Annotated in this window: 22 protein-coding genes, 3 tRNA genes and 5 pseudogenes; 7 read left to right on the top strand and 23 right to left on the bottom strand. The window is 52.4% G+C overall.

The features are described from left to right. Positions 1–576: 576 nt before the first annotated feature. A pseudogene (gene katG / locus IKE44_RS13095) lies at positions 577–2783 on the bottom strand (catalase/peroxidase HPI). Between the two features lie 133 nt (positions 2784–2916). After that, positions 2917–3507, bottom strand: a pseudogene (locus IKE44_RS13090) (PH domain-containing protein); the annotation flags it as partial. A gap of 159 nt (positions 3508–3666) precedes the next feature. Between IKE44_RS13090 and IKE44_RS13085 the strand changes: the two are divergent. Continuing rightward, a complete protein-coding gene (locus tag IKE44_RS13085; RefSeq protein ID WP_287466130.1) occupies positions 3667–5031 on the top strand; it encodes an amino acid permease in 1365 nt (454 codons plus the stop codon). Positions 5032–5082: 51 nt separating this feature from the next. Here IKE44_RS13085 and IKE44_RS13080 read toward each other — a convergent pair whose 3' ends face one another. From IKE44_RS13080 to IKE44_RS13060, 5 genes are all read right to left on the bottom strand, one after another. After that, positions 5083–5295, bottom strand: coding sequence for a hypothetical protein (locus IKE44_RS13080; RefSeq protein WP_033014146.1), 213 nt, complete (start codon positions 5293–5295; stop codon positions 5083–5085). A 203-nt stretch (positions 5296–5498) separates the two neighbouring features. Next, on the bottom strand, positions 5499–6065 hold the full coding sequence (locus IKE44_RS13075; RefSeq protein ID WP_033014148.1) for a YdhK family protein: 567 nt from the start codon (positions 6063–6065) through the stop codon (positions 5499–5501). A 126-nt stretch (positions 6066–6191) separates the two neighbouring features. Continuing rightward, positions 6192–6749, bottom strand: a complete 558-nt coding sequence (locus IKE44_RS13070) for a TVP38/TMEM64 family protein (protein ID WP_033014150.1) — start codon at positions 6747–6749, stop codon at positions 6192–6194. A 31-nt stretch (positions 6750–6780) separates the two neighbouring features. Beyond that, on the bottom strand, positions 6781–7461 hold the full coding sequence (locus tag IKE44_RS13065) for a response regulator transcription factor (RefSeq protein ID WP_064213390.1): 681 nt from the start codon (positions 7459–7461) through the stop codon (positions 6781–6783). 2 nt (positions 7462–7463) lie between these two features. Beyond that, positions 7464–8837, bottom strand: coding sequence for a sensor histidine kinase (locus IKE44_RS13060; RefSeq protein WP_287466127.1), 1374 nt, complete (start codon positions 8835–8837; stop codon positions 7464–7466). Positions 8838–9053: 216 nt separating this feature from the next. Between IKE44_RS13060 and IKE44_RS13055 the strand changes: the two genes are divergently transcribed. The 3 genes from IKE44_RS13055 (at position 9054) to IKE44_RS13045 (ending at position 12292) form a co-directional block, all read left to right on the top strand. Further along, on the top strand, positions 9054–11147 hold the full coding sequence (locus tag IKE44_RS13055) for a DNA topoisomerase III (RefSeq protein ID WP_287466126.1): 2094 nt from the start codon (positions 9054–9056) through the stop codon (positions 11145–11147). A gap of 120 nt (positions 11148–11267) precedes the next feature. Further along, a complete protein-coding gene (locus tag IKE44_RS13050) occupies positions 11268–11465 on the top strand; it encodes a hypothetical protein (protein WP_011231182.1) in 198 nt (65 codons plus the stop codon). After that, complete coding sequence (locus tag IKE44_RS13045; protein WP_033014158.1) at positions 11465–12292, top strand: serine/threonine protein kinase; 828 nt, start codon at positions 11465–11467, stop codon at positions 12290–12292. The genes IKE44_RS13050 and IKE44_RS13045 overlap by 1 nt, the downstream gene beginning before the upstream one ends. Before the next feature lie 180 nt (positions 12293–12472). Here IKE44_RS13045 and IKE44_RS13040 read toward each other — a convergent pair whose 3' ends face one another. Then, positions 12473–12715 (bottom strand): hypothetical protein, encoded by a 243-nt coding sequence (locus tag IKE44_RS13040; RefSeq protein WP_287466123.1) that lies wholly within the window; start codon positions 12713–12715, stop codon positions 12473–12475. Between the two features lie 30 nt (positions 12716–12745). Beyond that, positions 12746–13012, bottom strand: a complete 267-nt coding sequence (locus tag IKE44_RS13035) for a hypothetical protein (protein ID WP_033014171.1) — start codon at positions 13010–13012, stop codon at positions 12746–12748. Between the two features lie 153 nt (positions 13013–13165). On the opposite strand from IKE44_RS13035, the gene IKE44_RS13030 reads away from it, so the two are divergent. Then, a complete protein-coding gene (locus IKE44_RS13030; protein ID WP_033014172.1) occupies positions 13166–13372 on the top strand; it encodes a hypothetical protein in 207 nt (68 codons plus the stop codon). A 160-nt stretch (positions 13373–13532) separates the two neighbouring features. On the opposite strand, the gene IKE44_RS13025 is transcribed toward IKE44_RS13030, so the two are convergent. The 3 genes and pseudogenes from IKE44_RS13025 to IKE44_RS13015 form a co-directional block, all read right to left on the bottom strand. Continuing rightward, positions 13533–14318 (bottom strand): ABC transporter ATP-binding protein, encoded by a 786-nt coding sequence (locus IKE44_RS13025; RefSeq protein ID WP_287466121.1) that lies wholly within the window; start codon positions 14316–14318, stop codon positions 13533–13535. Then, positions 14315–14629, bottom strand: a pseudogene (locus IKE44_RS13020) (nitric oxide synthase oxygenase); the annotation flags it as partial. The pseudogene IKE44_RS13020 and the gene IKE44_RS13025, both read right to left, overlap by 4 nt. A 777-nt stretch (positions 14630–15406) precedes the next feature. Next, complete coding sequence (locus tag IKE44_RS13015; protein ID WP_287466118.1) at positions 15407–17524, bottom strand: YhgE/Pip family protein; 2118 nt, start codon at positions 17522–17524, stop codon at positions 15407–15409. Between the two features lie 550 nt (positions 17525–18074). Here IKE44_RS13015 and IKE44_RS13010 point away from each other — a divergent pair. Further along, entirely contained in the window at positions 18075–18581 is a 507-nt protein-coding gene (locus IKE44_RS13010) for a QueT transporter family protein (protein WP_033014176.1), read from the top strand. Between the two features lie 425 nt (positions 18582–19006). On the opposite strand, the gene IKE44_RS13900 is transcribed toward IKE44_RS13010, so the two are convergent. From IKE44_RS13900 to IKE44_RS12955, 11 genes and pseudogenes are all read right to left on the bottom strand, one after another. Continuing rightward, complete coding sequence (locus IKE44_RS13900) at positions 19007–19459, bottom strand: multidrug resistance efflux transporter family protein (protein ID WP_053532807.1); 453 nt, start codon at positions 19457–19459, stop codon at positions 19007–19009. Positions 19460–19602: 143 nt separating this feature from the next. After that, the gene (locus tag IKE44_RS13000; RefSeq protein ID WP_259463347.1) at positions 19603–19731 is read right to left on the bottom strand and encodes a hypothetical protein; all 129 of its coding nucleotides are present in this window, start codon (positions 19729–19731) and stop codon (positions 19603–19605) included. After that, positions 19731–20405: pseudogene (locus IKE44_RS12995) on the bottom strand (branched-chain amino acid ABC transporter permease); the annotation flags it as partial. The gene IKE44_RS13000 and the pseudogene IKE44_RS12995, both read right to left, overlap by 1 nt. Before the next feature lie 27 nt (positions 20406–20432). Beyond that, positions 20433–21176, bottom strand: a complete 744-nt coding sequence (locus IKE44_RS12990; protein ID WP_055358977.1) for an NAD-dependent protein deacylase — start codon at positions 21174–21176, stop codon at positions 20433–20435. 73 nt (positions 21177–21249) lie between these two features. Next, positions 21250–21999, bottom strand: a complete 750-nt coding sequence (nfsA, locus tag IKE44_RS12985; RefSeq protein WP_033016745.1) for an oxygen-insensitive NADPH nitroreductase — start codon at positions 21997–21999, stop codon at positions 21250–21252. A gap of 95 nt (positions 22000–22094) precedes the next feature. Further along, positions 22095–22295: pseudogene (locus tag IKE44_RS12980) on the bottom strand (pirin-like C-terminal cupin domain-containing protein); the annotation flags it as partial. 186 nt (positions 22296–22481) lie between these two features. Continuing rightward, positions 22482–22811, bottom strand: a complete 330-nt coding sequence (locus IKE44_RS12975) for a type II toxin-antitoxin system PemK/MazF family toxin (protein WP_033016743.1) — start codon at positions 22809–22811, stop codon at positions 22482–22484. Further along, positions 22811–23080: an AbrB/MazE/SpoVT family DNA-binding domain-containing protein gene (locus IKE44_RS12970; RefSeq protein WP_232854395.1), complete on the bottom strand. Its 270-nt coding sequence runs from the start codon at positions 23078–23080 to the stop codon at positions 22811–22813. The genes IKE44_RS12975 and IKE44_RS12970 overlap by 1 nt, the downstream gene beginning before the upstream one ends. A 240-nt stretch (positions 23081–23320) precedes the next feature. Then, a tRNA-Ser gene (locus IKE44_RS12965) sits at positions 23321–23410 on the bottom strand. A gap of 9 nt (positions 23411–23419) precedes the next feature. After that, positions 23420–23492: transfer RNA gene (locus IKE44_RS12960), tRNA-Ala, on the bottom strand. Between the two features lie 10 nt (positions 23493–23502). Next, positions 23503–23579: transfer RNA gene (locus IKE44_RS12955), tRNA-Pro, on the bottom strand. A gap of 191 nt (positions 23580–23770) precedes the next feature. Here IKE44_RS12955 and IKE44_RS12950 point away from each other — a divergent pair. Beyond that, the gene (locus IKE44_RS12950; RefSeq protein ID WP_230581392.1) at positions 23771–24319 is read left to right on the top strand and encodes a hypothetical protein; all 549 of its coding nucleotides are present in this window, start codon (positions 23771–23773) and stop codon (positions 24317–24319) included. Positions 24320–24356: the final 37 nt, after the last annotated feature.

The raw sequence follows: 24356 nt of genomic DNA, 5'->3' as shown, positions 1-24356 counted from the left end.
TCAGCGTTCGATACATGGTTTCACCTCCTATGTTTATTGTATTCTATTGCCATCCAAAGAAGAAAGAGAAAAACAGAAAAACCGAACGCCATTCATCCCCCACCTGTAGAGGTGGGGGACTTCTGGCTGATTTATGTTAAAGTAAACTCCTTTACTTTCCATACATAAATTCATTTTGTGTTGACTAAAACACGTTTATACCTTACAATCATAAAAAGAAGGTGTTGTTTTCCCCGCCACCGTTGGGCAGGGCTGAGCTGTCTTTTTATTTTGACGTGAATGTTTGTCCTGTCCCTTTCCCTATGCTATTTGATCTTGATTTGATTCTGCCGCAATCATACTGAAAAACACATAATTTGTCAATAAAATACATACTATTCTCAAAGATTCTCCGAAGGCTCTTTTCTCTCTGCAAATCTCTGACACATAAGCATAAAAACTGGTAATTGAGCGCTCTAGTTTCCTTTCAACGAATCTTTCCCTTTTGATCCACAACAAGTCTAAGAAAGAATCCCTGGATATGAATATAAAAAAGCAGCTTGCCCCTTAAACGGACAAGCTGCTTTTTTTGCCTGGTTAAACTGTGACCGACTCTTTGGTTTGTTTCAAATGAATGTCAAAGCGGTCGGCGTTCATCACTTTCACCCAAGCGTTGATAAAGTCGCGGACGAATTTTTCTCGGTTGTCATCTTGGGCGTAAAATTCGGCGTACGAACGAAGGATTGAGTTGGCTCCGAAAATAAGGTCAACCCGGGTGGCCGTCCACCGCACTTCGCCCGTTTTCCGGTCGCGGATTTCATAAATGCCGCTGTCTGTCGGCACCCATTCGTAGTTCATGTCGACTAAGTTGACAAAGAAGTCATTCGTCAGCACCCCGACGCGATCAGTGAAAACCCCGTGCGGGAGATCGCGATAGTTCGCGCCCAACACCCGCAAGCCGCCGATGAGCACGGTCATCTCAGGTGCGGTCAACCCTAGAAGCTGCGCTTTGTCGATGAGCAATTCTTCCGGACCGACGCTGTACTCTTTCTTTTGATAGTTGCGGAATCCGTCGGCAAACGGCTCCAGTACGGAAAAGCTCTGGACGTCAGTTTGTTCTTGCGTCGCATCACCCCGTCCTGGAATAAACGGCACTTTGACATCAAAGCCAGCGTCGCGCGCCGCCTTTTCAACCGCCGCGCTGCCGCCAAGGACGATCAAGTCGGCGATGCTCACCTTTTTCGGCAGCTCGCGCTGGATGTCTTCATACACCGAAAGCACTTTGGCGAGCCGCTCTGGTTCGTTCACTTCCCAATCTTTTTGCGGCGCAAGGCGTATGCGGGCGCCGTTGGCTCCGCCTCGTTTATCGGAGTTGCGGAACGTGCTGGCTGAGGCCCAAGCGGTTTTGACGAGTTCACTAACCGTCAGACCCGAGTTCAAAATCTTCGCTTTGATTTCTTCAATTTCGGCATCGGTCAATTCATAGTCGACCGTTGGAATCGGGTCCTGCCAGATGAAATCTTCTTCCGGCACTTCCGGACCTAAGTATCTCGTTTTCGGCCCCATATCGCGATGCGTCAGTTTGAACCAAGCGCGGGCGAACGCATCCGCGAACTCATCCGGATTTTCATGGAATCGGCGGGCGATTTTTTCGTACTCCGGGTCAAACCGAAGCGCCAAATCGGTCGTCATCATCATCGTCGGAACTTTTTTCGACGGATCTTCGGCATCCGGAGCCAAGTCTTTTTCATCCGGGTCGACCGCCATCCATTGCCATGCCCCGGCTGGGCTTTTCGTCAGCCACCAGTCATAGCCAAACAGCATGTCAAAGTACGACGTATCCCACTGGGTTGGCGTCGGCGTCCAAGCGCCTTCAATGCCGCTTGTGATCGTATCGCTCCCTTTCCCTTTTCCGTAAGAGCTGATCCATCCCAGCCCTTGCGCTTCAATCGGGGCGGCTTCCGGCTCGGGACCGACGTGCGTGGCAGGGCCGGCGCCGTGCGCTTTTCCGAACGTATGACCGCCGGCGATCAAGGCGACCGTTTCTTCGTCGTTCATCCCCATGCGGCGGAACGTCTCGCGAATGTCGCGCGCTGCCGCTTTCGGATCCGGCTTGCCGTCAGGGCCTTCCGGGTTGACATAGATCAGCCCCATCTGCACAGCCGCAAGCGGATTTTCCAGTTCGCGATCCCCGCGCTGTAGCGTTCCGAAGCGAGCCACTCTTTTTCCGCGCCCCAATAAATGTCTTCTTCCGGATGCCATACGTCTTCCCGGCCGCCGCCAAAGCCGATCGTTTTGCCGCCCATCGATTCGATGGCGACATTGCCGGCCAAAATCATCAAGTCAGCCCAAGAAATTTTGTTGCCGTATTTTTTCTTGATCGGCCACAGCAACCGCCGCGCTTTATCCAAGTTGGCGTTATCCGCCCAGCTGTTTAACGGAGCAAAGCGCTGCGTGCCGGTCGAACCGCCGCCGCGACCGTCGCCGATGCGGTACGTTCCCGCCGAATGCCACGCCATGCGAATGAACAGCGGTCCGTAATGACCATAGTCGGCCGGCCACCAATCTTGGCTTTCTGTCATCAGTTTGCGCAAATCTTCTTTGAGCGCCCAGTAGTCGAGTTTTTGAAACTCCTCGGCATAATTGAACTCTTCATCATGAGGATTCGTTTTTCGGTCGTGTTGATGGAGAATGCTTAAGTTCAGCTGGTTCGGCCACCAGTCTTTATTGGTTGTTCGATTTGAGTTGTAGCTTGTGACGCTGCCGTGATATGGACATTTGGAAGCATTTTGTTGGTTCCCCATTATTTCTTCCCCTTTCTATCTTTCTATAATTGATAATGATTAGTACATTAGAATTATAATAAATTAATATTTAGTAGTAAAGTATAAAAAATATTTTTTTACATACAATATTTGTTTGCGGCTGGCGCTTGGGCGACAAAAACCCACATAAAGCGGCAACCACGCCAAGCGCTCCACCGCTTGTCAACGAAGCCACCCCTATTTCTTTCGCCGATAAGGCAAACAGAGCACGATGTGGACGGTTCGCGGATGGTTCTAGATGGGCGGCGGCTCCCACCTTGTGTTTCGCCTGTTCCACGCATCGTTGCAGGCAGCGGGCTTCTTCCTTTGATATGGCCCGAAGCGTCACTTCTGCTTCACCGAGGGCATCACCCGCCGCCTCAACATGTACTTGAACCACTCCCGCCATCCGTTGCCATATCCCCTCTGTCACTGAAATCCCATGGATGCGCTCGAACGGAATCGAACGTCTTTTGCGGACAAACACGCCTTCCTCCACGAGCAAGCGGTCTTCATCCCAAGCGTAGGTAAAGCGGAGCCAAGACAGAACCCCCATCACCACCTTGTATACGACATCCGCCAGCGGCACGATGAAATCCCGCCAAGAGAAGCGGTTCAGACTGCCCGCCACCATGATCACAAGGAGCGGAACGACCATGTTTTTCAGTTCTTTTCCGACTCCCGCCATAATCGCAACGGGATGAAGGCAGCGTCTAGGCGTCATCTTCATCCACCAATTTCCATGTTGGCGATGCCTTTTTTCGACAATCGTTGACAGAACAACTGAACTATTATATTCTGAAATTATCTTTTTTGCTTAACCGCATAAAAGCAAAAAAGCACATCTATGAATCAACATTAGAGCAGAAAGGTTGTTGTCAACATGGAACAATCCCGTCCTCAGCTGCAAAAAGGACTATTGCCCCGCCACGTTCAGCTGATCGCGTTAGGAGGGATGATCGGCACCGGCATTTTTAAAGGAAGCGCCGAGGCCATTCATATCGCTGGACCAAGCGTCGTGCTCACGTACTTGATCGGCGGCGTGCTGTTGTTTTGGATTATGGCTGCACTGGCCGAGATGGCGATCGCGTATCCGGGTTCGAACGTTCAACATTTGATCCGCCGGGCGTTTGGCTTTCGCCTGTCATGGGTCGTCGGCTGGCTGTATTGGATCAATTGGACGTTGGTCACTGTTGTCGAACTGCTGGCTGCCGGCAGTTTTCTGAACTATTGGGTTCCGTCTACGCCGTTATGGCTGCTTGCCCTCCTGTGCGCGTGTCTGATCATGGGGTTGAATCTTTTCCCTGTGAAGTATTACGGGGAAGCGGAATTTTGGCTGGCCGGCCTGAAAGTGGCGGCGCTAGTGGTGTTTATCGTGCTCGGGGCGGGCGTATGGGCTGGCGTGATCCCAAGCGGCATAAGCGGCTCGTTTCCGTCTGCCAGCGACGGCGGATGGTTTCCGCACCGGTTTGCCGGAACGCTCAGCGCCTTGCTTATCGTGATGTTTTCCTATGGCGGAGCGGAGCTGATCGGGGTGGCGGTGACGGAGATGAAAGACGCCGAGCAGGTGCTGCCGCGCGTCATTCGCACCACAATCTGGCGGGTTGTCGGCTTTTATCTTTTGCCAATGGCTATCATTTGCGGCATTATGCCATGGAACACCGTTTCGGAAACGAACAGTCCCTTTGTCCAAGTGTTAGAAGCGATCGGGTTGCCCGGCGCGGCCCATGTCATGAACGCGGTGTTGCTCATTGCCGTCTTATCGGCGGCCAATACAGGCGTCTATGCGACTTCTCGGTTGCTGTACACCATGGCTGAACAAGGAGAAGCAAGCCGCCGCTTGCAGCGGACGACGAAACACGGGGTTCCGCTGTACGGGATGGGCATGGTCGCCATCTGCATCGCCGCTGGCGTGATCGGCGCCTACTTGGCGCCCGGGCGGATCATCGAGGAATTGATGACGATTCCTGGATTTACCGTGCTCATCGTTTGGATGATGATCGGCGCCGCTCAGCTGAAGCTGCGGCCGCACTACAAAACGAAGCCGTTTTTCCGAACGAAAGGGTTTCCGTACACAACGATGGCGGCGGTCGGGGCGCTCGGGGCGATTTGGCTTGGCTTTTTGCTTCAAAGAGAGCATCGAATCGGTTCGCTTCTCTGCGTGGCCGTCTTGGTTCTCTTATTCATCTATTCCACTGTCAAAGAAAAGCAGCATCAAGCAACAAAAGCGCCCGGGCGAACGGCGTAACCAAACCGCCTCTTTTCGCTCGGGCGACAGCTAGAGACGGGCGTCCTTTCATCATAGACGGCGCCCGTCTTCCTTTTTTCGTGTCCAACCGTTCCCACGATATTCGTCCCATGCCCGCCAGGCCATGATCGCCATGCCGAGCGCGAGAATCAGCGCCTGTCCGTCCATCCGGTGTTCCGTCCATAAGTGATGCCCTGCCGCTCCGATGCCGTAAAGCACCCAAACCACTGAAAACCACATAACTCCCAACCAAAATCTCCGCATCGTTTCTCCCTTTCTTTCTCCCGTTTTCCCAATAGGGGATTTTCGTATAATTATACCACAATTTTCACAAATGAGCCGAAAAAAACAAGCCATTCCCCTATGCTCCAAGGGAAATGGCTGCGCGGATCGCTCCGTAAGACTCAGGCGAAGCCGCCTATATTGTCTATTTTTTGAAATTTTGCGGAAACACCGATGATGATTCGTTAGTTGGCCGGCGACAGCTCGTCTTCGGTCACCCATTTGTGGTTGGTCACTTTTTGACCAGTTTCCGTATCGATGTAATCGACCATATACACCGTCGTTTGTTTCGCCGAATCAATGACTGCTTTGGCCCCTTTCATCCCTTCCATGTGATCGGCATTCAAGACGACTTCATCGCCCGGCTGGAACGGTTTGTCTCCGGCGTTTTCGATTTCTTCGTGAATGACCCATTTATGGTTTTTCACTGGGTCCCCGCCTGTAGTTGGGGTGTATGTGACCGTATAGACGATCGTGTCAAAGGCACCGGTGACAGTCGCCTTGGCTCCATCCATTCCCGGCATATGGTCGGCATGGATGATGACTTGGCTTCCAACCGGATACTTTGGTTGTTTCGCTTCCTTCAATCCAGCCGGCACCTCTCCTGAACCCGAGTGGTTCATTCCCTCATGACCGGTGTGAGAAGCCGTATTTTCCTTTGGCACTTTGTTGTCGTCTGCACCGGTGCAGGCCGATAGCAAGAGCGCTGCCATGACCGAAGTTGTGCCTAGCAACATTTTTAATTTTTTCATCGTTTTCACCCTCCTTGCCTTGTTAGCATACCCGGCATTTGTGCAGATTTTATGGAGATGGCCTTGGATTTGCCGCTAAAGGCCGTATGGCGCCTAGGCTGACTGTCCTTTTGGGCGGGGGCTGTTTCACCCCGCTGCTTTTTGCCCTATCTTTCGCCAGACGAACCACAAAAGAACGATCGATGCAACAGCGAGCATCAGTTTGCCCGCCCAGGCGGCCTCGAGGAATTGATGGACGGCATACGCTTCCAACCATAAAGCCGGGAGCTTGCCGAGTGAGCTAGCCGTTGCAAACACAGAAAGAGACGTGCGGCCGATGGCAGCAACGAACGTCACCGCCCCGGATGGCACAAACGGCAACAGTCGAAGCGCGAAAATAAGCCCAAATGCCTCCTTGCCACTTGCATGAAGCAACGGCTTCACCTTGGGATGGGAAAGCCATGTCGTCTCGCTCCATCGGCGAAGTCCTTTTCGATACAAGACAAACGAGACGACCGCTCCGATCGCCTCGCCGGCAAACGACACCCAAAAGCCGGGCCAAAATCCGAAAACGGTCAAATTGGCGGCAGTTAAAAAGGCGCTTGGGACGACTCCGAGCACGCTGATCACCACATTGCAGGCTAGACTCAAGAAGTACGCCGCTCCGCCGTATGCTTGAAGGAACTCAATCATCCGTTCTTCCATTTGGCCCAAACGCCTCTCTTTCCGAAAATAGTTATGACTTGCGCCCTTCCCATTTGTAGCCGACGCCCCAGACCGTCTGCAAATAGTCGTCCACTGGGAACCCCGCTTTCCGCAATTTTTCGCGGATGTTTTTCATGTGGGAGTCAACGGTTCTCTCTTCCGTATCAGCGAGATAGCCCCATAGCGATGCGATGATTTGCCCGCGGCTGAACACCTGATTCGGGTGCTTTAACAGCAGTCCCAAAATGGCAAATTCTTTCGGCGTCAACGCAATCGGCTTATCTTCGTAGCAGACCGTATGTTCCTCTTCGTCCCATACAAGCCCGGCCGCGCGAATGGCGGAACGACCGCCGGCTGTACGGCGCAGCACCGCTTCAATGCGAGCAAGCAGTTCCGCCTCGTCAAACGGTTTCGTCACATAATCGTCCGCTCCGATTTTCAATCCTTGGACAATATCCGCCGTCTCATCGCGAGCGGTGACCATCATGATCGGCACATTCGAAAACGATCGGATGCGGCGGCACGTTTCCCATCCCTCGAGTTCTGGCATCATGACATCAAGCAGCACCAAATCGGCATGATGGCGCCGCAAATAGTCAATGGCTTCCGCCCCCGAACGCCGTTTCACGCAGCGGTAGCCGTTCGGCGCTAAATACAATTCCAATAAATCAAGCATCCGCTCTTCATCATCAACCAACAGCAGGGTATACATCGTTATCCCTCCGGCAGCGTAATGAGGATGGTCGTTCCTTTTCCTTGTTCGCTTCTAGCGGCGATCGTTCCCCCGTGCGCCTCGACGATTTCTTTGGCAATCGCCAAACCGAGTCCGGTCCCGCCGCTTGTCCGCGACCGCGATTTGTCAACCCGGTAAAACCGCTCGAAAATCCGGGGCACATCTTCCGGCGGAATGCCGGTTCCTTCATCGGACACGGCAATGACGATTCCTTGCTTTTGAAGGTGAACGGCGACGGCCACCGTCGTGCCGGAAAACGCGTACTTTCGTGCATTGTCAAGCACGTTGATCATCACTTGCTCGAACCGCTGCCGATCGATCGCGGCCATGACCGAACCGGGGCACTGGCACACAAGCGACAACGATTTTTCCTGAAACGCGGGGCTCAGTTTTTCACACAATTTTGTCAAAAACGAACAAAGATTCGTCGGCTGCTTTTCAATCTGGAACGAGTGTTGCTCCAGTTTGGCTAATTCAAACAAATCTTTGACCATCTTTTCAATCTTTTCCGCTTCTTCGTAAATGATCGCCATATAGTTCGCCCGTTGCTCCTCAGACAGATGCGGACGCCTAGCAATGTCGGCGTATCCTTTCACATACGTCAGCGGCGTGCGCAATTCGTGAGAGATGCTCGCTAAAAATTCGCTCCGCTCTTGTTTCAAATACGCCAAATCGTTGGCCAGCGTTTGAATCGCTCTCCCGAGCTGCGCCAGCTCGTCGTTGCCTTTCATCTCGAGGCGGACGGAAAAATCCCCCCGGCTGAGCGCTTCGGTCGCTCGCTTCATGCGAAGGAGCGGCATCGTGATGGCGCGGGAGAAAAAGGCGATGGTCAACACGGTGATCGCCACCGACAGCACGCCAACGACAATAAAATGATGCTTCAGTTTATACACCATCGTCCGGATCGAGCGAGTGTCTTGAAACATATACACATATCCCCTTGTTTCCCCCCTGATTTGAATCGGGCTGACGGCAGCGATATGCGATGCCCGCTTCCAGTCGGTTTCGACCATCATTCCCCGGCGGGGAATATGGCGACCGTTCGTTAAAGGAATGATGCGCTTGGCAAACGGAACAATGCCGCTAGAAGCCGATACAATCCGGCGCCGGGCGTCAGTGATGGCGACATCGGTTTCCGCCTCTGATTCCATCATCACGACATGCGCCAACGTCGTTCGATCGTTATTTTTCTCCAAGACGTTGCGGTGGCTGTTTCCCCGCGCTATCAGTTGCGCGAATTCTTCCTCGATGCGCGCATGGACGAGCGTAGCGTAGAGGGAAACGAACAGCACCATTTCAATGGCCAAGACAAAGGCAAAAAACAGCATTCCGAGTTTCCATGACAGTTTTCGCACGGATTCCTCTCCTCATCCGTCAAGTCCGAGTGTCATTTCAATTTTACTATTTTATTTGGCAAATGTGCAGAAAGTGTGGAGATGCAGCTTTGCGCCACGCCAAGGCGTCTTGTCCCGCCAAGGAGACAAACCTTGACGGATGCGTCTTTTTCCTTCTTCCTTTATACTTAAGAAGCAGACTATGCTCATGTAGAGACGACAGAAAGGGGTTTATCGATGAAATCGCTCGTGTTAGCGGAAAAGCCGAGCGTCGCCCGCGACATCGCCCGCGTGCTCGGTTGCAAGCAAGCACATAAACATTATTTTGAAGGAAAGCAGCACATTGTCACCTGGGCGCTCGGCCATTTAGTGGAGCTGAAGATGCCGGAAGACTACGACCGAAAATACGAAACATGGCGGATGGAGGACTTGCCGATCATCCCAAAGAAAATGGGCTTGAAAGTCATTCGGCAAACAAGCCACCAGTTTCGCGCTATTGAACGGTTGGCGAAACGACCGGATGTGAAAGATGTCATCATCGCGACCGACGCGGGCCGCGAAGGGGAACTGGTGGCGCGCTGGATTTTAGAGATGATCGGTTGGACGAAGCCGATTTGGCGGCTATGGATTTCGTCGCAAACCGACCGCGCCATCCGCGACGGCTTCCGCCAACTCAAGCCCGGGGTGCAGTTTGAACGCCTGTATCAATCGGCCGTCTGCCGCGCGGAAGCCGACTGGCTGATTGGGTTAAACGTCTCGCGCGCCTTGACGACCAAATACAACGATCCGCTCTCAGCCGGGCGGGTGCAGACGCCGACGCTTGCGATGATCATCGAGCGCGAACGCGAGATCCAATCGTTCGTTCCCGTGCCATATTGGACAATTCGGGCCAAGATCGGGTCCATCACAGCCGTATGGGAGCGGCATGGCGGACATCGTCTGTTTGACCAAGACGAGGCCAACCGGCTGATGACTCGTCTCAAAGGCCAGCCGGCGCGCGTCACATCGATCAAACGGAAACGAAAAAGCGAGTCCGCCCCGTTGCCGTATGACTTGACCGAACTGCAGCGGGACGCAAACAAGCGGTTTGGCTTTTCGGCGAAAAAGACGCTCTCGGTGTTGCAGCGACTGTACGAACAACACAAGCTTGTCACGTACCCGCGCACCGATTCGCGTTATTTGCCAAGCGATATGGAAGCGACGATGACCGAGCGGTTGTTGACGATGAAATCCGGTTATGAGGACGTCATCGCTCCGCTTCTCGCCAAAGGCAAAGCCAAAGCAGCCAAGCGGGTATTTAACGATGACAAAGTGACCGATCATCACGCCATCGTTCCAACGGATGAGCGGCTCGACCTTAGCAGGCTGTCCACTGATGAGCGCAAGCTGTATGATCTCATCGCCCGCCGTTTTTTGGCGCTTTTCTACCCGCCGCATGAATCCGAAACGACGACAGCCGTCTTTGACATCGGCGGCGAAACGTTTGTCGCCAAGGAGACGGTGGTTGTCAACGCCGGATTTCAAGCCGTTCTCAGCAAAGAAGACAACAAGGCCCAACCAACGTTGCTGCATCTCGCGGAAGGCCAGACGCTCCCATCAGTGCAACTTGAGCTGGAACAATCGTTCACGGAACCGCCTGCCCGTTATTCGGAAGCTGACTTGCTCGCGCAAATGGAGAAATACGGGCTCGGCACGCCGGCGACAAGAGCGGACATCATCGAACGGCTGGTTGAAACCGAAGTGGTCGAGCGAAAAGACGGACGGTTTTATCCGACAAAAAAAGGGAAACAGCTGATTGAGCTCGTCAATGAAGAGCTGAAATCGCCGGAATTGACCGCCCGCTGGGAGCGGGAGCTGGAGGCGATCGCCCGCGGGAAAGGAAATCCACAACAATTTTTGGCCAACATCCGCCGGCAAACGCAGCAGCTCGTTGCCGAAATTAAGCAAAGCGAGCAGGTATACAAAGCGCCAAACCTCACGAATCTGACGTGTCCAGAATGCGGCGCGCTTTTAAAAGAGCGGAAAACGAAAGACGGACGGATGCTTGTCTGCTCGAACTTACAATGCCGCTACCGCCGTCGGCGCGATCCGAAACTGTCGAACCGCCGTTGCCCGCAATGCCACCGGCGTATGGAAATGCATGAAGGAAAAGCAGGACTTTATTTCCAATGCCGCCCGTGCAATATTGTCGAAAAAGCGGACGAGACCAAACGCATTGCCGCCAAAGGCAGCGAACGGGCGCTGCTGAAAAAATACAGCCCGGCCAACGAATCGTTTGGCACGAGTTTAGGGGAGCTGCTCAAGCAGGCGTTGAACGAAAAAAAGGAATGAGGTTGCCGCACCGCGCTAGGGGCTAATGCCCCTGGCGGTTTCTTTTTCATCTTTGAATCTGAAACCTCCCTCTCATTGCCTCGTATATATAGATAAATCTATCACAAAGGAGCGATCACGATGTTGAAAAAATGGCTAAAATCCCTTTTCGGCCATCCCCATCATCCGTCGCACTACCATAAACATTACAGCAGCAGCGACCACCATTATTACAACCCGACGTATCATTCGCACCACCACCCGTCCCAGTACGGGCATCATCACTACAAAAAGAAACATCATAGCGGCAGCTTCTTCTCAAGCTTTTTCGGCAGCTGATGAAACGGTTTTTTGAACGCCATCCGTTCGTTTCCCGCTGGGTTGATCGGCCGCATCGGGGCGGGAAAGTGCTTTTGGGCCGCTATGAAATCATCGAAGAGCTTGGGATGGGAAGCTACGGCATCGCCTACAAAGGGCGCGATCACCTGACAGGCCGTCTTGTCGTCATCAAACAAGCGCGGCGGACAAAAGGCGAAGACGGCCGCCGCTTGCTTCAACGCGAAGCTGACGTGCTCGCCCACCTGCGCCACCCGCAAATTCCGAGGCTGTATGATCGGTTTGTGGAGCGCGGACAGCCGCATCTCGTGATGGAGTATATCGACGGAGAAACGGTGGAAGACCAGATTTTCAAGCTGGAAGCCAAGTACACGGAACAAGAGGCGTTTCGATTGTTAAAGAAGGTGCTTGAGGTCGTCCGGCACGTCCATGCTTTCGGCATCGTCCACCGCGATTTGCGCATCTCGAACATCATTTGGCGCGATGGAACGGCGGCGATCATCGATTTCGGCTTGGCCTGCCGCATCGGCGAACCGGTGGATTTCCGCGATGACGACCCGCTTGAGAAACGGTTGCGGCGCGAACCGCATCCACGAAGCGATTTCTATGCCCTTGGACACTTCACCTTGTTTTTATTGTATTCTGCCTATGAACCGACAAGTGACGAGGAAAAAAGCTGGGAAGAAGAGCTCGATTTATCACCAAACGCTCGTCGGATCTTGCGGAAAATGCTGCAGCTGGATGCGCCGTATGACCATGTTGACGAGTTGATCGACGACGTGGATCAGTTGCTCGCAGAACCCATCCGGAATCAAGCAGGGGCGCTTTGACGTTTGATCGCACCGTTCCCCGACCAGCCACCCCTTTTCCCCATTTGGAAAGGGGGCTGTTTCAACACCATGCTGTTAAGGAAAAAAGAGGAGCCGCAGTTTTGGCTCCTCGTTTATCCATCGATAAGGTCAGCGGCGCTACTGGTGGTTCGGCCTTCATCATCTCCCCTGTCTTGAAATTTAGAAAAAGAACGATCGACACACGGAATCCAATGACTGCAACCGCTCGATCAGCCCCTGCAAATCGCACGTATGGAGCGTATCGCTCAGTTCGCGGCCTTCCTCCGTCACCAAGTACAAGTGAATTTCCATGCATCCGTCCCAGCGAACGTTGGCGTCAAGCCACCCATCTTCGCTCTTGAGCTCCAGCCCGACCGTCTCCCCTTGGTCATTTTCGTGTTTTGTTTTGATGACCCATACCATCCTTTGTTCCGCCCTTTCCTGTTCGCCGCCTCACTCTTGTTGTTCCGCCCCGATTCCTGACACCGGGGAGCCAGTGGACGTATGTTCATTCACCCAACGGAGTGCCGCGTCCACCACTGCATCGGCGTCAGAAAGCTGGGTGCGGTGCTCAATGATCCAATTGAGCCCGTCTTGCGGATCAAGGTTATGTTGTAAACATTCCACCAAAAATGATTGGACACATGCCACATCGCTCCACTCCCACGCTCCGCACTGGCGGCGCCAAATCGCTTCGATCGCATCTTTCCCAAATTGCATTGAGTTCCTTCCCTCCTGTTGCCCATATTGTCATCCATAGTATGCCTACAACAGATGACAGGGCTCCACAAAAGAAATTGGCGGGAAAGGATTTGATTTCCATTTGTACGGCATCCATCAATGGCCATACTGAGAATATGGAGGTGTTGGTTCATGAGAGAACCTTGGGAAGAACGCAGCGCCGCTTCCAACCTGCCGCGCTATACCCCGGGAATCGGCGTTCCCGATGAAATGAGTCCGATTCGCGATATCGCCCGCGGCTTTGAAAACGGACGGCCGCCGGTCATTGAAATCACGCCCGCTGACGGCCGCCAACAAGCGGACGATATCGATTTTCCGCCCGTTGACCGGGCGTTTTGAAACGTCGAGCCACAAAAGAGGATGTCACGCTGTTTGGCGGACATCCTCTATGCGTTGATGGCGCTATGCGGGTTGAAAATTGAGAAACAGGTGGAGCTAGCATTATTTTGTACTAAATCACCAACCTCCTAGCGGCCTAGCGGCGGAGGAATCGGCCGGCTCAGCGGCGCACAGACGCCCACGGCCGCCCGTTCTCCCAATGAACGCGCATATGGAGGCGAAACGCCGCTGAAAGCCGCTCATCGGTCAGCACATCCTCTTTTCGCCCAGCGGCGGCACTGCGCCCGTCTTGCAAGAGCAGCACATGGGTGATCGATCCCACAATCTCTTCAATATAGTGGGTGACGTATAATACATGGCACGGACGGGACACGACCTGTTCGATCAAGGAAAGCACTTCTTCACGCGCCAATAAGTCTAGGCCAACGGTCGGCTCATCCAAGATCAGCAGCTTCGGATTTGCCATCAGCGCCCGGGCGATCAACGTTTTTCGCTTTTCCCCTTGCGACAGCGTCGCGTATCGCTTCCCTTTTACCGCTTGCAGGCGGAACGATTCCATCAATGCCTCCGCTTGATCCCGATCCTCGCTAGTTACTGCATCATACAGGCCAATCGTTGCAAACTTGCCGCTGATGATGACATCTTCAACCGTTTCCGTTTGCAGCGTGTCGTGAAATTGATCAAGGAGCGCGCTGCTGACAAACCCGATGTGCCGGCGCAACTCCGGCAGACTCGCCTGTCCAAACCGATAGCCCAATACTTCAACATCCCCGCGCGTCGGGTACTGATAGCCGGTGACGATATTGAGAAGCGATGTTTTCCCGGAGCCGTTTAGTCCAAGAATCGCCCATTGCTCGCCTTCTTTTACTTCCCAGTTTATATCGCGCAAAATCGTGCGCTCTCCTCTTGCCCATGACACATCGCGCATGCGGATGATGACGGTCATTGTTCCTCTCCCTTTTGTCGTTCGTATGGACGGTCCTGATAGAAAAAGTTGGGCAACATGGTCGTGTTGTCATAAGTTCGGTGAAAAATGTGCGTTGTCGCCGGAGAAAGAGGCGGAATCAGCCATGTCCAATCGCCGGTGACATGGCGGCCGGCTGCTTTCTCTTGCTGTTCAAACAACTGAAATTGGCGCGCGGCGGTATGATGGTCAACGATGCTGACGCCCGCCTTTTTGTAGGAATACAAAACCGCGATATTCAATTCGACCAACGCCTTGTCTTTCCATAATGATGCGTTGGAGTTGGTGTCAAGCTATGATAAACTGTTCTGCTTTTGTCATCAACTGCTCATCGTGCTGTCTGAGCTTATCGCTCTCGATCGTTACCATATATGCTTCTTTTCCTCCACTTCGCCGTCATTCCAATTCCAATCAAGAGGCAAATTCCCCCGACCCACCACATTTGCTCGATAAACATCGAAATCGCCAAAAAAATGAGCGCAAAACCAAGCAGTCGACGGATCGACATGATTCTCTCCCCTTTTCCCCGCCATCGAGCGCTCTCCCATCGCGCAAAAGCAGCAGTGAACAATGCTTGGGAGACGTCTATCCTACGGGGCAATTGAGAGTCAACTACCCCCACTTCGCGAACGCTTGAAGTGGGGGCTTGCAACTCCCCAGAAGTGCAAACGGACTTCGTCCTCCTTCCTTGACTTGGGGTTGCATCAGGGGGCAGGTTGACGACTGCCCAACGACGCAGGTCATGCCTGCATCGTTACCGATTCTCTCGGTGTGTCTGTTGGCAGTACTTGGCTTCCACACACAACAGACAGACCTACGCTCGATGTTTTGCGGTTGCAACGTTTCCTGCAACCAACTCCATACATCGAGCAGCTGTGATTGGAGTGCCTTTATTGAACGGTTTTCTCCATGCCTTTATTCTATCATACACAAAAGAAAGGGGGAACGCACATTCCTCTCCCACTTACTCCCTTTGGTCGTTGAAGTGGGAGTCTCCTGCGCGAAATAGGATGAAGCAACGCTCTCGTCCCTATTGTAACAGATGCTTCCATAAAGAGAACAGACAATTTTCAATGAAACAAACCACTTTGAACAGCTTTTTCCTTCAGCACGCGCATCCACGTGCTTAACGGGCCTTTCAACACAAGCCCAGCCAAAAGGGCGGCAACGGCAAACAAGAGAAGCCGCTTGACGTCATGCTCAACATTTTCCCATACGATCCCGCCGACTGCCTCGCGCATGATGTCAATGGCGTAGGTAAACGGCAGCCAAGGGTTTAATTGCTGAAAGAACGGAGGAATCAGCTCAATCGGATACGTGCCTCCCGCTCCGGCAATTTGCAAGACGAGCAACACAATCGCCATCGCTTTTCCCACATTGCCGAACAAGGAAACAAGCGAAAAAACCACCGCCATAAAGACAAAGCTGCACAAAAGGCCGAACGTCATGAACCATCCCGGCTCACGGACGAAAATATTCGGCAAGATGAAAGCCGCTCCAGCTGTCACGACCATCGCCTGCAAAGCATTCAGCGTCCAAAAGGTCAACAGCCGTCCGACATATTGTTCCCGCCCATTCGCTTCCGAAAACGAAGAAGGATCGGTCGACAAGACGGAAACAAGCAACAAACATCCTACCCATATGGCCAGCACCGTGTAAAATGGATTCATGCCCGAACCATAGTTCGGCAGCGGGAAAGGGCAGAACGTTTTGACGTCAACCGGGTGAGCAAAAAACGCCCCTTTCGCCTGTGGATCTTGTTTCAACAAGCGAATCAGTTCGTCGATGTCGGTTTCTCTTTTGATTTTCGATAGGAAGGCGGCCAGCTCGCGGACCTGGCGGGAGAGAAATGGATATTGAGCCTGTGCGGTCTTTAGCGCTTGTTGCGCGGCCGCTAAATCACGATCTGTGTTTGACAACCATTGCTCTGCCTCATGTAACGCTTGATCCATGCGAAGAAGCGTTTGTTTCGCTTGGCGCACCTGTTCCCCTGTTTGATTCCATTTTGCCCGCAGCATAGGTAGCAGCCGTTGGCGATATGCTTGATCAAGTTGCTGCGCCTGTGCGTCCAATAAGGCCATTTGTTCACGCAGGTGAGTGATCTCCCCTTCGACGCCTGTTGGATGTTGTTTCACTAGCGCCGCTGTTTCTTGAATAGACGCTAGCGTCTGCTCGATACGGCTGACTGTGCGTTGCACAGGTTGAAGCGAAGAGGAATCAATCGTCCCCTCCCATGTTCTCAACGTTCGGCGCAATTGCTGAACCAATGGGCTCGCGTCTGTTGCCGCCTGTTGGATGAGAGCCGCCCAACGCGCTTGCTTTTCCGGTGTATCGAGGGACTGTGGCGTCTGCTCTGCAAAGGAATAGAGCGCATGAACCGCCATTTCCACCGGCTTTTCCCATAAGTGCGATGAAGCATTGACTTGCATGAACAACTTCTCAACGCGGCCTGTCCATTCTAAACCGCGCCGCACCGTTGTTTTGGCAGCCGGCAGAAGCTCGCGGCCTGTACGAACTAGTGATCTTGCCTCTCCCACATCGCGATCTAGGGCTTTCAATTGTCGTTGAATCGTTGGCAATTCGTTTTCCAAACGAAACACGAACGCTTCAACGCGGCGAATGGTAGGAAGCTGCTGTTCGAGCGTCACTCCCGCTTGGTGGAACAAGGAAAACAATGCGGTATTGACCACCCTCACAAACTCATCGCTGACTCGCGCTGACAATGTACTTGCTCCGCGCTCCGTGATTTTGGGAGCGATGGCGTTCCGTTTGTCGTTTTCATAATAGTAAATAACCGCCCTTTTCGGACGTTTCTGCACTACAGTGGCTAATTTAGCCGAGAAATCAGCCGGAATGACGATCGTCGCAAAGTAGTCTCCCCTCCGAACGCCTTCCATTCCTTTTTTCCGCGTGACAAATCGCCATCCCAACTGGTGGTTGTTTTTTAAGGTCTTGACGATCTCATCGCCGGCGTGAAACCGGTGACCGGCGAGCTCCGCCCCTCGGTCTTCGTTCACGACGCCGACCGGTAAATCCTCTGTATGGGCATAAGGGTCAATCGAAGCCTCTACATTGATCCAAGCGTAAAGCGATGGAAGAATGATCAGGCCGAGAGCCAATATGGATGCGGCCCAGTTGGTCGTGAGATGTTTCAAATCGCTCATATAAATGCGCCATGCCTGTTTCACTTTGATCCACTTCCTTTCAAGTCGATCATGCTGTTGTTAGTATGAGCGGATCACGGAAAACTAAACCAACTTGGCCAGTCCTAACGAGGTTGACGATCGACGCCATCGTGCTCGCCACGACGGTTGGCGGCGGCTGGATTGCTTGCGGCGCAGATCGCACTCGGCCCCTAGTTGTCTGGTTTGACCTCCCGCCTGCTATTGTGACCATCCATTTTCTCATAGCGTTTCTCTTGGCTGGCGCTGCTGTTGATCGATCTATATTAAGTTGCAATTTTGTTTTACATGGCATTGTTCGCTCTTCTTGTCACCGTACCAGCTTGTTAGGTGATAAAGTAAAGACGGGACATGGAAGTCGGAAATTCTTTATTACAACCTATGCGACCGGTCCACCAAATGACGTCAAGCCGAGGCGAAGCGCCGTAATTGCGACCTCCCAGACGGAACCGTATCGGTCTGCTGCTTGTTTCTTTGCAGCCATGGATCCCGCTCCTTTCGTTCACGAGAGTGGTATGCTACAATCATATCATCATGCACGAGAGGAGAGGATACCATGAACGTTCGAACGATGGCGACAAACGGTTTGATCGCCGCCGTGTATATCGCCGTGACGGCATTCATCCAGCCGTTTGGCTTTACGAACATTCAGTTTCGCGTCTCAGAAATGTTAAACCACCTAGTCGTATTCCGCCGAACATACGCCGTGGGCATCGTGCTCGGCGTCTTTTTGGCCAATTTGTTTTTCTCGCCGATTGTCGCGTATGATCTTGTATTCGGCGTCGGCCAGTCGGTGCTGGCGCTTCTCATCACGATTGTTTCTATGCGTTATGTCGAGAACATTTGGGCGCGTATGGCGATCAATACGTTGTCGTTTACCGTGACCATGGCCATCATCGCCTTTGAACTAAAGCTCGCGCTCGGCTTTCCGTTTTGGCTCACATGGCTGACGACGGCCATTGGCGAGTTTGTTGTCATGGCGATCGGCGCACCGATCATGTATGCGGTTGGCCGCCGGATCGCTCCAGAAGCCTTCCGGGCCGCTGACGGCCGCAACGACTGACCAAGTGTTCCTACGGCATCGAGCGCACCGCCCATTCGATGATCAATGAACAGACGGCGGCAAGCATCGACGCCGCCGTCATCGTGTGCGCCCGGCACGGGTGCAGTCTATAGGGTGAAAGTCCCGAACTGCGAAGGCAGAAGTAGCAGTTAGCTTAACGCAAGGGTGTCTGCGGCGACGCAGAATCTGAAGGAAGCAGGCGGCAAACTGGGATGAATACGGGGGCGAAAGTGAAGGATGGTGAGGCTGACAGCAACCCCTCCGCCCCATACGACAAGACCCACGGGCGTCATAAGCACGTCCCAGTCGCTAATCCAGAGATAAATCACAGCCGCATGGCAGGCCAGCAGCGCGTATATAGATGCAATTTGAAGATTTACCATTTGCAGCTTTTATCGACTGTCAGGCGACCGAACAACGCCGCTTCACAGACCCATATATGGATCTGTGAAGCAGGTGGTTGTTCGGTCTTCCGTCACGCCTTGGCGTGACGGGGCAAGCCATAGGCTTGCCTTCGACAGTCGAAAATGGACAAACCGCTTTTCCGTCAAGGATATGTTAAACTTCTTCGTTGCATCTATATAGATGCTCGTTTTCACCGCTCTCCCTCCACCCGATACGAAGGCTGGGCCTTCGAAACAGCCGAAACCGACCGTCTCCCAGACGATCCATGTCCATGGATGGCGCTTCATGTCGCGCCAAACCGGACCGAGATTGCGGCGGGCAAGAAGAATGACAAACAACAGCGGAACCATAAAGAAAAAACGAAGTGACGAGCTCCATGTCCAACTCCCGCCAGCTAGTTCCATAGACCGGTTCAATATGAACGTAACGGCAAAAAAGAACGAGGCGGCAAGGCCGAGGGCCATTTCCCGCATGGTCGGTCTCTCCTCTCCTGTGATTAGATTCATCATGTGGCAGGGCAGTTTTATTTTATTTCATTATTGAAAATTTTTCTATTTGTTTATTTGATTATTTAGAACATAGTTTTTTATGATAATAAGTACACAATAAGAATTGATCAACCCGAAACAGTGCTTCCAGGCGGCAATTCTATCATTAACGAATCAAAAAACGTCATAATGCGAACGATGTCAGCCGGCGCCGCAAGAACGGCGATCCATAAGCGCCGGTTGGCGAATACAGCCATCAATGTCCCTCCTTGGCAAACAGTCCGTTCGGTTTGACCGTTAAAATGATGACGAGGAGGGCAAAAGCGATAATGTCTGTGTAGTCGTTCGACACATACGTCGCTCCCAAGCTTTCGCTGAATCCCAAAATATAGCCGCCGACAATGGCGCGGGAATGCTTCCCATGCCGCCGAGAATGATGATGCCAAACGCTTTCAAGATGACGAGATGCCCCATGCCGGGAAACACAAGGTTGATCGGCGAAGCGAGCGACGCGGCGAGCGCTGCCAAACTGCCGGAAAGGAAAAACGTCAGCATGGCGACTTTATTCGTGTTAATGCCGCCCAAATTCGCCCCTTCGCGGTTTTGCGCCATCGCGATGATGGAAGACCCGATGAACGTCTTTTTCAAGAAGAGGTAAACAAGATCATGATGATGACAGCGGATGCGATGATGAGGATGCGTTGAATGGTCAATGTGAATCCGAACAACGTGACGACATCGCCATACGGAGTCGGCATCGTCTGATAGTCCGCCCCCAGACGAACTGGGCGAATGCCTCCAAAAACAACAAAATGCCAATCGCCGCAATTTTGTCATGGAGCGGCGATGCGTCGCGAAGCGGATAAAACACGAGCCGCTCCATCAAGACGCCAAGCAGCCCGACCGCCGCCATCGATGCGACGATCGGCATTTCTTTCGTGTCATGGAATCTATCGATCTATTCCGCCTGTATTTGCTTGCGCACGCTAGCGACCGTTTCCCCGATTCCGCCATAAATGACAAGGTCAAACATCCCGTCCATTCTTGTCGCTGTTTTGTTGATCAATACTTTCCTTGTTGCCGGCGATTCGGCGGCGACATAAAACGGGATTTGATTCACGGGCGCCACTTCCAAACTTGTTCCCATCGCCAGAAGCAAGTCGCTGGCGGCCGCCGCAGCAAACGCTTCTTCCATGCGCGGCACGAGCCCGCCAAACAAAACGACATCCGGTTTGACAATCGTCTGGCACTTTTCACAGCGCGGCACCTCGTGACGGTTGATAAACGACAGATCATACTTGTTGCCGCATGACGGGCATGTCGCCGTCTGCAGCGTGCCGTGCAGCTCAATGACATTCGTGCTTCCTGCTTTCGTATGCAGCCCGTCAATATTTTGCGTCAAAATCGTCACCGTCTTGCCCATCTCCTCAAGCCAGCGGAGAAACCGATGCCCGTCATTCGGGGCAAAGCCGCCCATCATTTTTAATGAAAACATCCGCTTGAATCGACGCCAAAAATCAATCGGATCTTTTTTGTAATAATGCTCTGACAAATAATATTCGACATGGTCCTCTTGGGCGTAAAGGCCGTTTTCGCTGCGAAAATCAGGAATGCCGGACTCCGTGCTCATCCCGGCCCCGGTCAGAACGGCGATTGTATTCGCCTCTTTGATCCATTGCGCCAGTTGCCGGATTTTGTCCACTTTCGTTCTCTCCTTTCTTACGAACCTCTTGGACTTCGGGAATGGGAGCTGGGGGCTCCTGCCTGCAGCGAGGCTACCGTAAATTGAACCCTTTCCCTTCCACAAACTCCTTCATGTACATCCGGACTTGGCGGCTGAGCATATCGGCCATCTGCCCGGTCCATGTGTCGCGGCGGCGGCCGTTTGTCCGCTGCTCATAATACGCCGAAACCGTTTCGTTGTAGCGTTGCAATTGTTCGAGGAATCGGGCGCGGTCTTGGTTGTATTCGTCCTCATGATAAACGTGTTCAAACGGCAACCGCGGCTTTTGATCCGGCGTTTGTGCAGGATAGCCGACGGCAAGCCCAAACAGCGGAATGACCCGCTTCGGCACATTTAGCAGCGCACATACTTCCGGCAAGTTGTTGCGCAGCCCGCCAATGTAGCAGATGCCAAGCCCCATCGACTCCGCGGCAATGGCGGCGTTTTGCGCCGCAAGCGCCGTGTCAATCAGCGCAACCATAAACTTTTCCGTACTCTCAAGCGATGGAAGCACGTCTTTTCCTTCTAGCTCGCCAATGAGCTCATGGCGGTGAAAATCAGCGCAAAAGACAAAGAAATGGCCGTTATGCTCGACATAGGATTGATTTCCCGCCAACTCGGCGAGCTTCCGTTTTTTCTCCGGATCTTTCACCCCGATGATCGAGTACGCTTGAACATAGCTTGAAGTGGATGCCGCCTGGGCGCATTCGACGATCGTGCGGATTTGTTCATCCGTGAGCGGCCTGTCTTCAAACCGGCGGATCGAACGGTGCTGGAGAATCGTTTCGATGACTTGGTTCATGACTATGTCCTCCTTGAACAACCCAACGGCTTCTTTTTGTGAACATGATAACAAAAAAGAAAGAGCCATACAACGAATCGGCTCTTTCCCTTCCATTATCGCCCAAACCGCCCTTCCTGGTAATCGCGAATCGCCTCGCGGATTTGTTCCGGCGTGTTCATGACGAACGGCCCGTAGGCGACGACCGGTTCGTTCACCGGCTCGCCGGCATAAAGAAGAAGGCGAGTTTTTCGCGGGGCGGTCACGTTTAGCTCCGTTTCCTCGCCGCGGTTGTGGCGGCTGAAAAACAGCATTTGTGCAAAATAATCTCCAGTGTGTCAATCCATGCAAAAAAGCGGGACGATCCGCCTTCTTTTCGTTGCTCGATTCTGCCTTTTTAACAAAATATCCGAAGGAAGTCTCCCGCCTCAAGGAGCGTGAAGGGCAAAAAGGTACGCAAAAAGTATGCTAAAAGTGAACAAAAGGCCAATATAAATGGCCTTTCACGAAAGAAAAGTATGAATCAGATCCAAGCAATCCGAAACAACTTCATTGGGCGCCCGTCCTACTATTTGAAGCTGTCGGGCGCGCCAATCTAAACTTTTGACCTGATCGGTTAAAATCACGCCTTCAACGGCCAAGCCTGATGGCAATTCCACTTCAAATGGATATCCTTTTTGTTGCTGGGTGATCGGGCAAAGCACCGCAAACCCTGTCAATTGATTGAACCGCTTTGGTGATAGAACGATGCCGGGCCTTTTTCCTGCCTGCTCATGCCCTGCTTGTGGATTGAAATTGACGTAAACAAGATCCCCACGATCCGGCGCTTGCATCAGAACAATTCATTCCCTTCTGTTCCAAAATCAATTTCAGCATGGCGATTTTCCGGCGTGATTTTAGCCAAAAGTTCCTCCAATGTCGGCTTTTTCTTTTTCGGGATCAACTTGATCGCTTGGTTCTCAACGATCACCTCCACTTCTGATCCTTGATGAAGCGCTAAACGTTCAGCAATCACGCTTGGGATACGAACCGCAAGGCTGTTTCCCCATTTTTGAACTGTTATTGTCATGATTGACACTCCTTTCTGTTTGTTGAATTCCACTATACCTCTCTCCTTTCATTTCGTATATACATAGTATATACATAAATTCAAAAAAAAAAGATGCCATCGAGACGGTGTTTTCGATTCGAAACGAACGATTACGATTGATGATAAGACGCTGAACATGTTAAAAGATTTGAAGAAAAGTCAAAAGGATTCCGAAAAAATGAAAAAACGACTGCCAACGCAGTCGTATCAAGGGGTTCATGATTTACAATTTGACAGGATGGATATTAGAAATGGAGGAAGAGGGATTCGAACCCCCGCGGGCTGTGACACCCCTAGCGGTTTTCGAAACCGCCCCCTTCAGCCAGACTTGGGTATTCCTCCGTATGAAAATGGAGCCTATCGGATTCGAACCGATGACCTCCTGCGTGCGGGGCAGGCGCTCTCCCAGCTGAGCTAAGGCCCCATGTCTATAATGGTCGGGAAGACAGGATTTGAACCTGCGACCTCACGGACCCGAACCGTGTGCTCTACCAAGCTGAGCTACTTCCCGACATATGCTGGTTTACCTTGCGACAATTCATATTCTATATGAACCTCAAAGGAAAGTCAATAGTTTTTTTATCTTTTTTTCGCCATAACGGATGAAAATTGATCTTTTTTCTGAAACGACCTGCATAGCTGCCGCTCCTTTTTTTCTACTACTAAAAACACAGCAACCGTGTGAAGGAAAGGGGGCGCTTTGTGAAACTCATTCCGCCGGCGCGGCGCAAACGGGCGCATTTGTCGCAATTGACAACCACCCATTTCCATTTGCGTCATCCGCTTGTCGTCGCCTTTTTTTCCTTTTCGTTTCCGGGTTTCGGCAATTTGATGCAGCAACGCTACGCCACGGCCTTTATGTTAATCCTCTGGGAGCTGTTTATCAACACAAAAGCCCATATCAATACAGGTATATTATACTCGCTGCTTGGCGATTTTGAAAAGGCAAAAGCCGTTCTTGACGAACGATGGCTCATGTTTTATGTGGCCATCTACATGTACAGCATTTGGGACAGCTACCGCGGCTCAGTCGACATGAACAAGCTGTATTTGCTCGCCGACCGCGAAGATGCGCCGATCTCTTCCATACCGAATGGGATCGTGCTTCTCATCCGTTGCGATGAACAGCAATGGCCGGCCGTGGAGCATATAGATGCAACAAAGAAGTTTAACATATCCTTGACAGAAAAGTGGTTTGCCCATTTTCGACTGTCGAAGGCAAGCGTGTGGCTTGCCTCCGTCACGCCTTAGCGTGACGGAAGACCGAACAACGACTCGCTTCACAGAC

Origin of the sequence: Geobacillus sp. (assembly GCF_017515625.1) — a bacterium.
In the GTDB taxonomy this organism is placed as follows: domain Bacteria; phylum Bacillota; class Bacilli; order Bacillales; family Anoxybacillaceae; genus Geobacillus; species Geobacillus stearothermophilus.
Note: the sequence above shows the minus strand (reverse complement) of the source record. Positions and strands in the feature narration are given on the sequence as shown.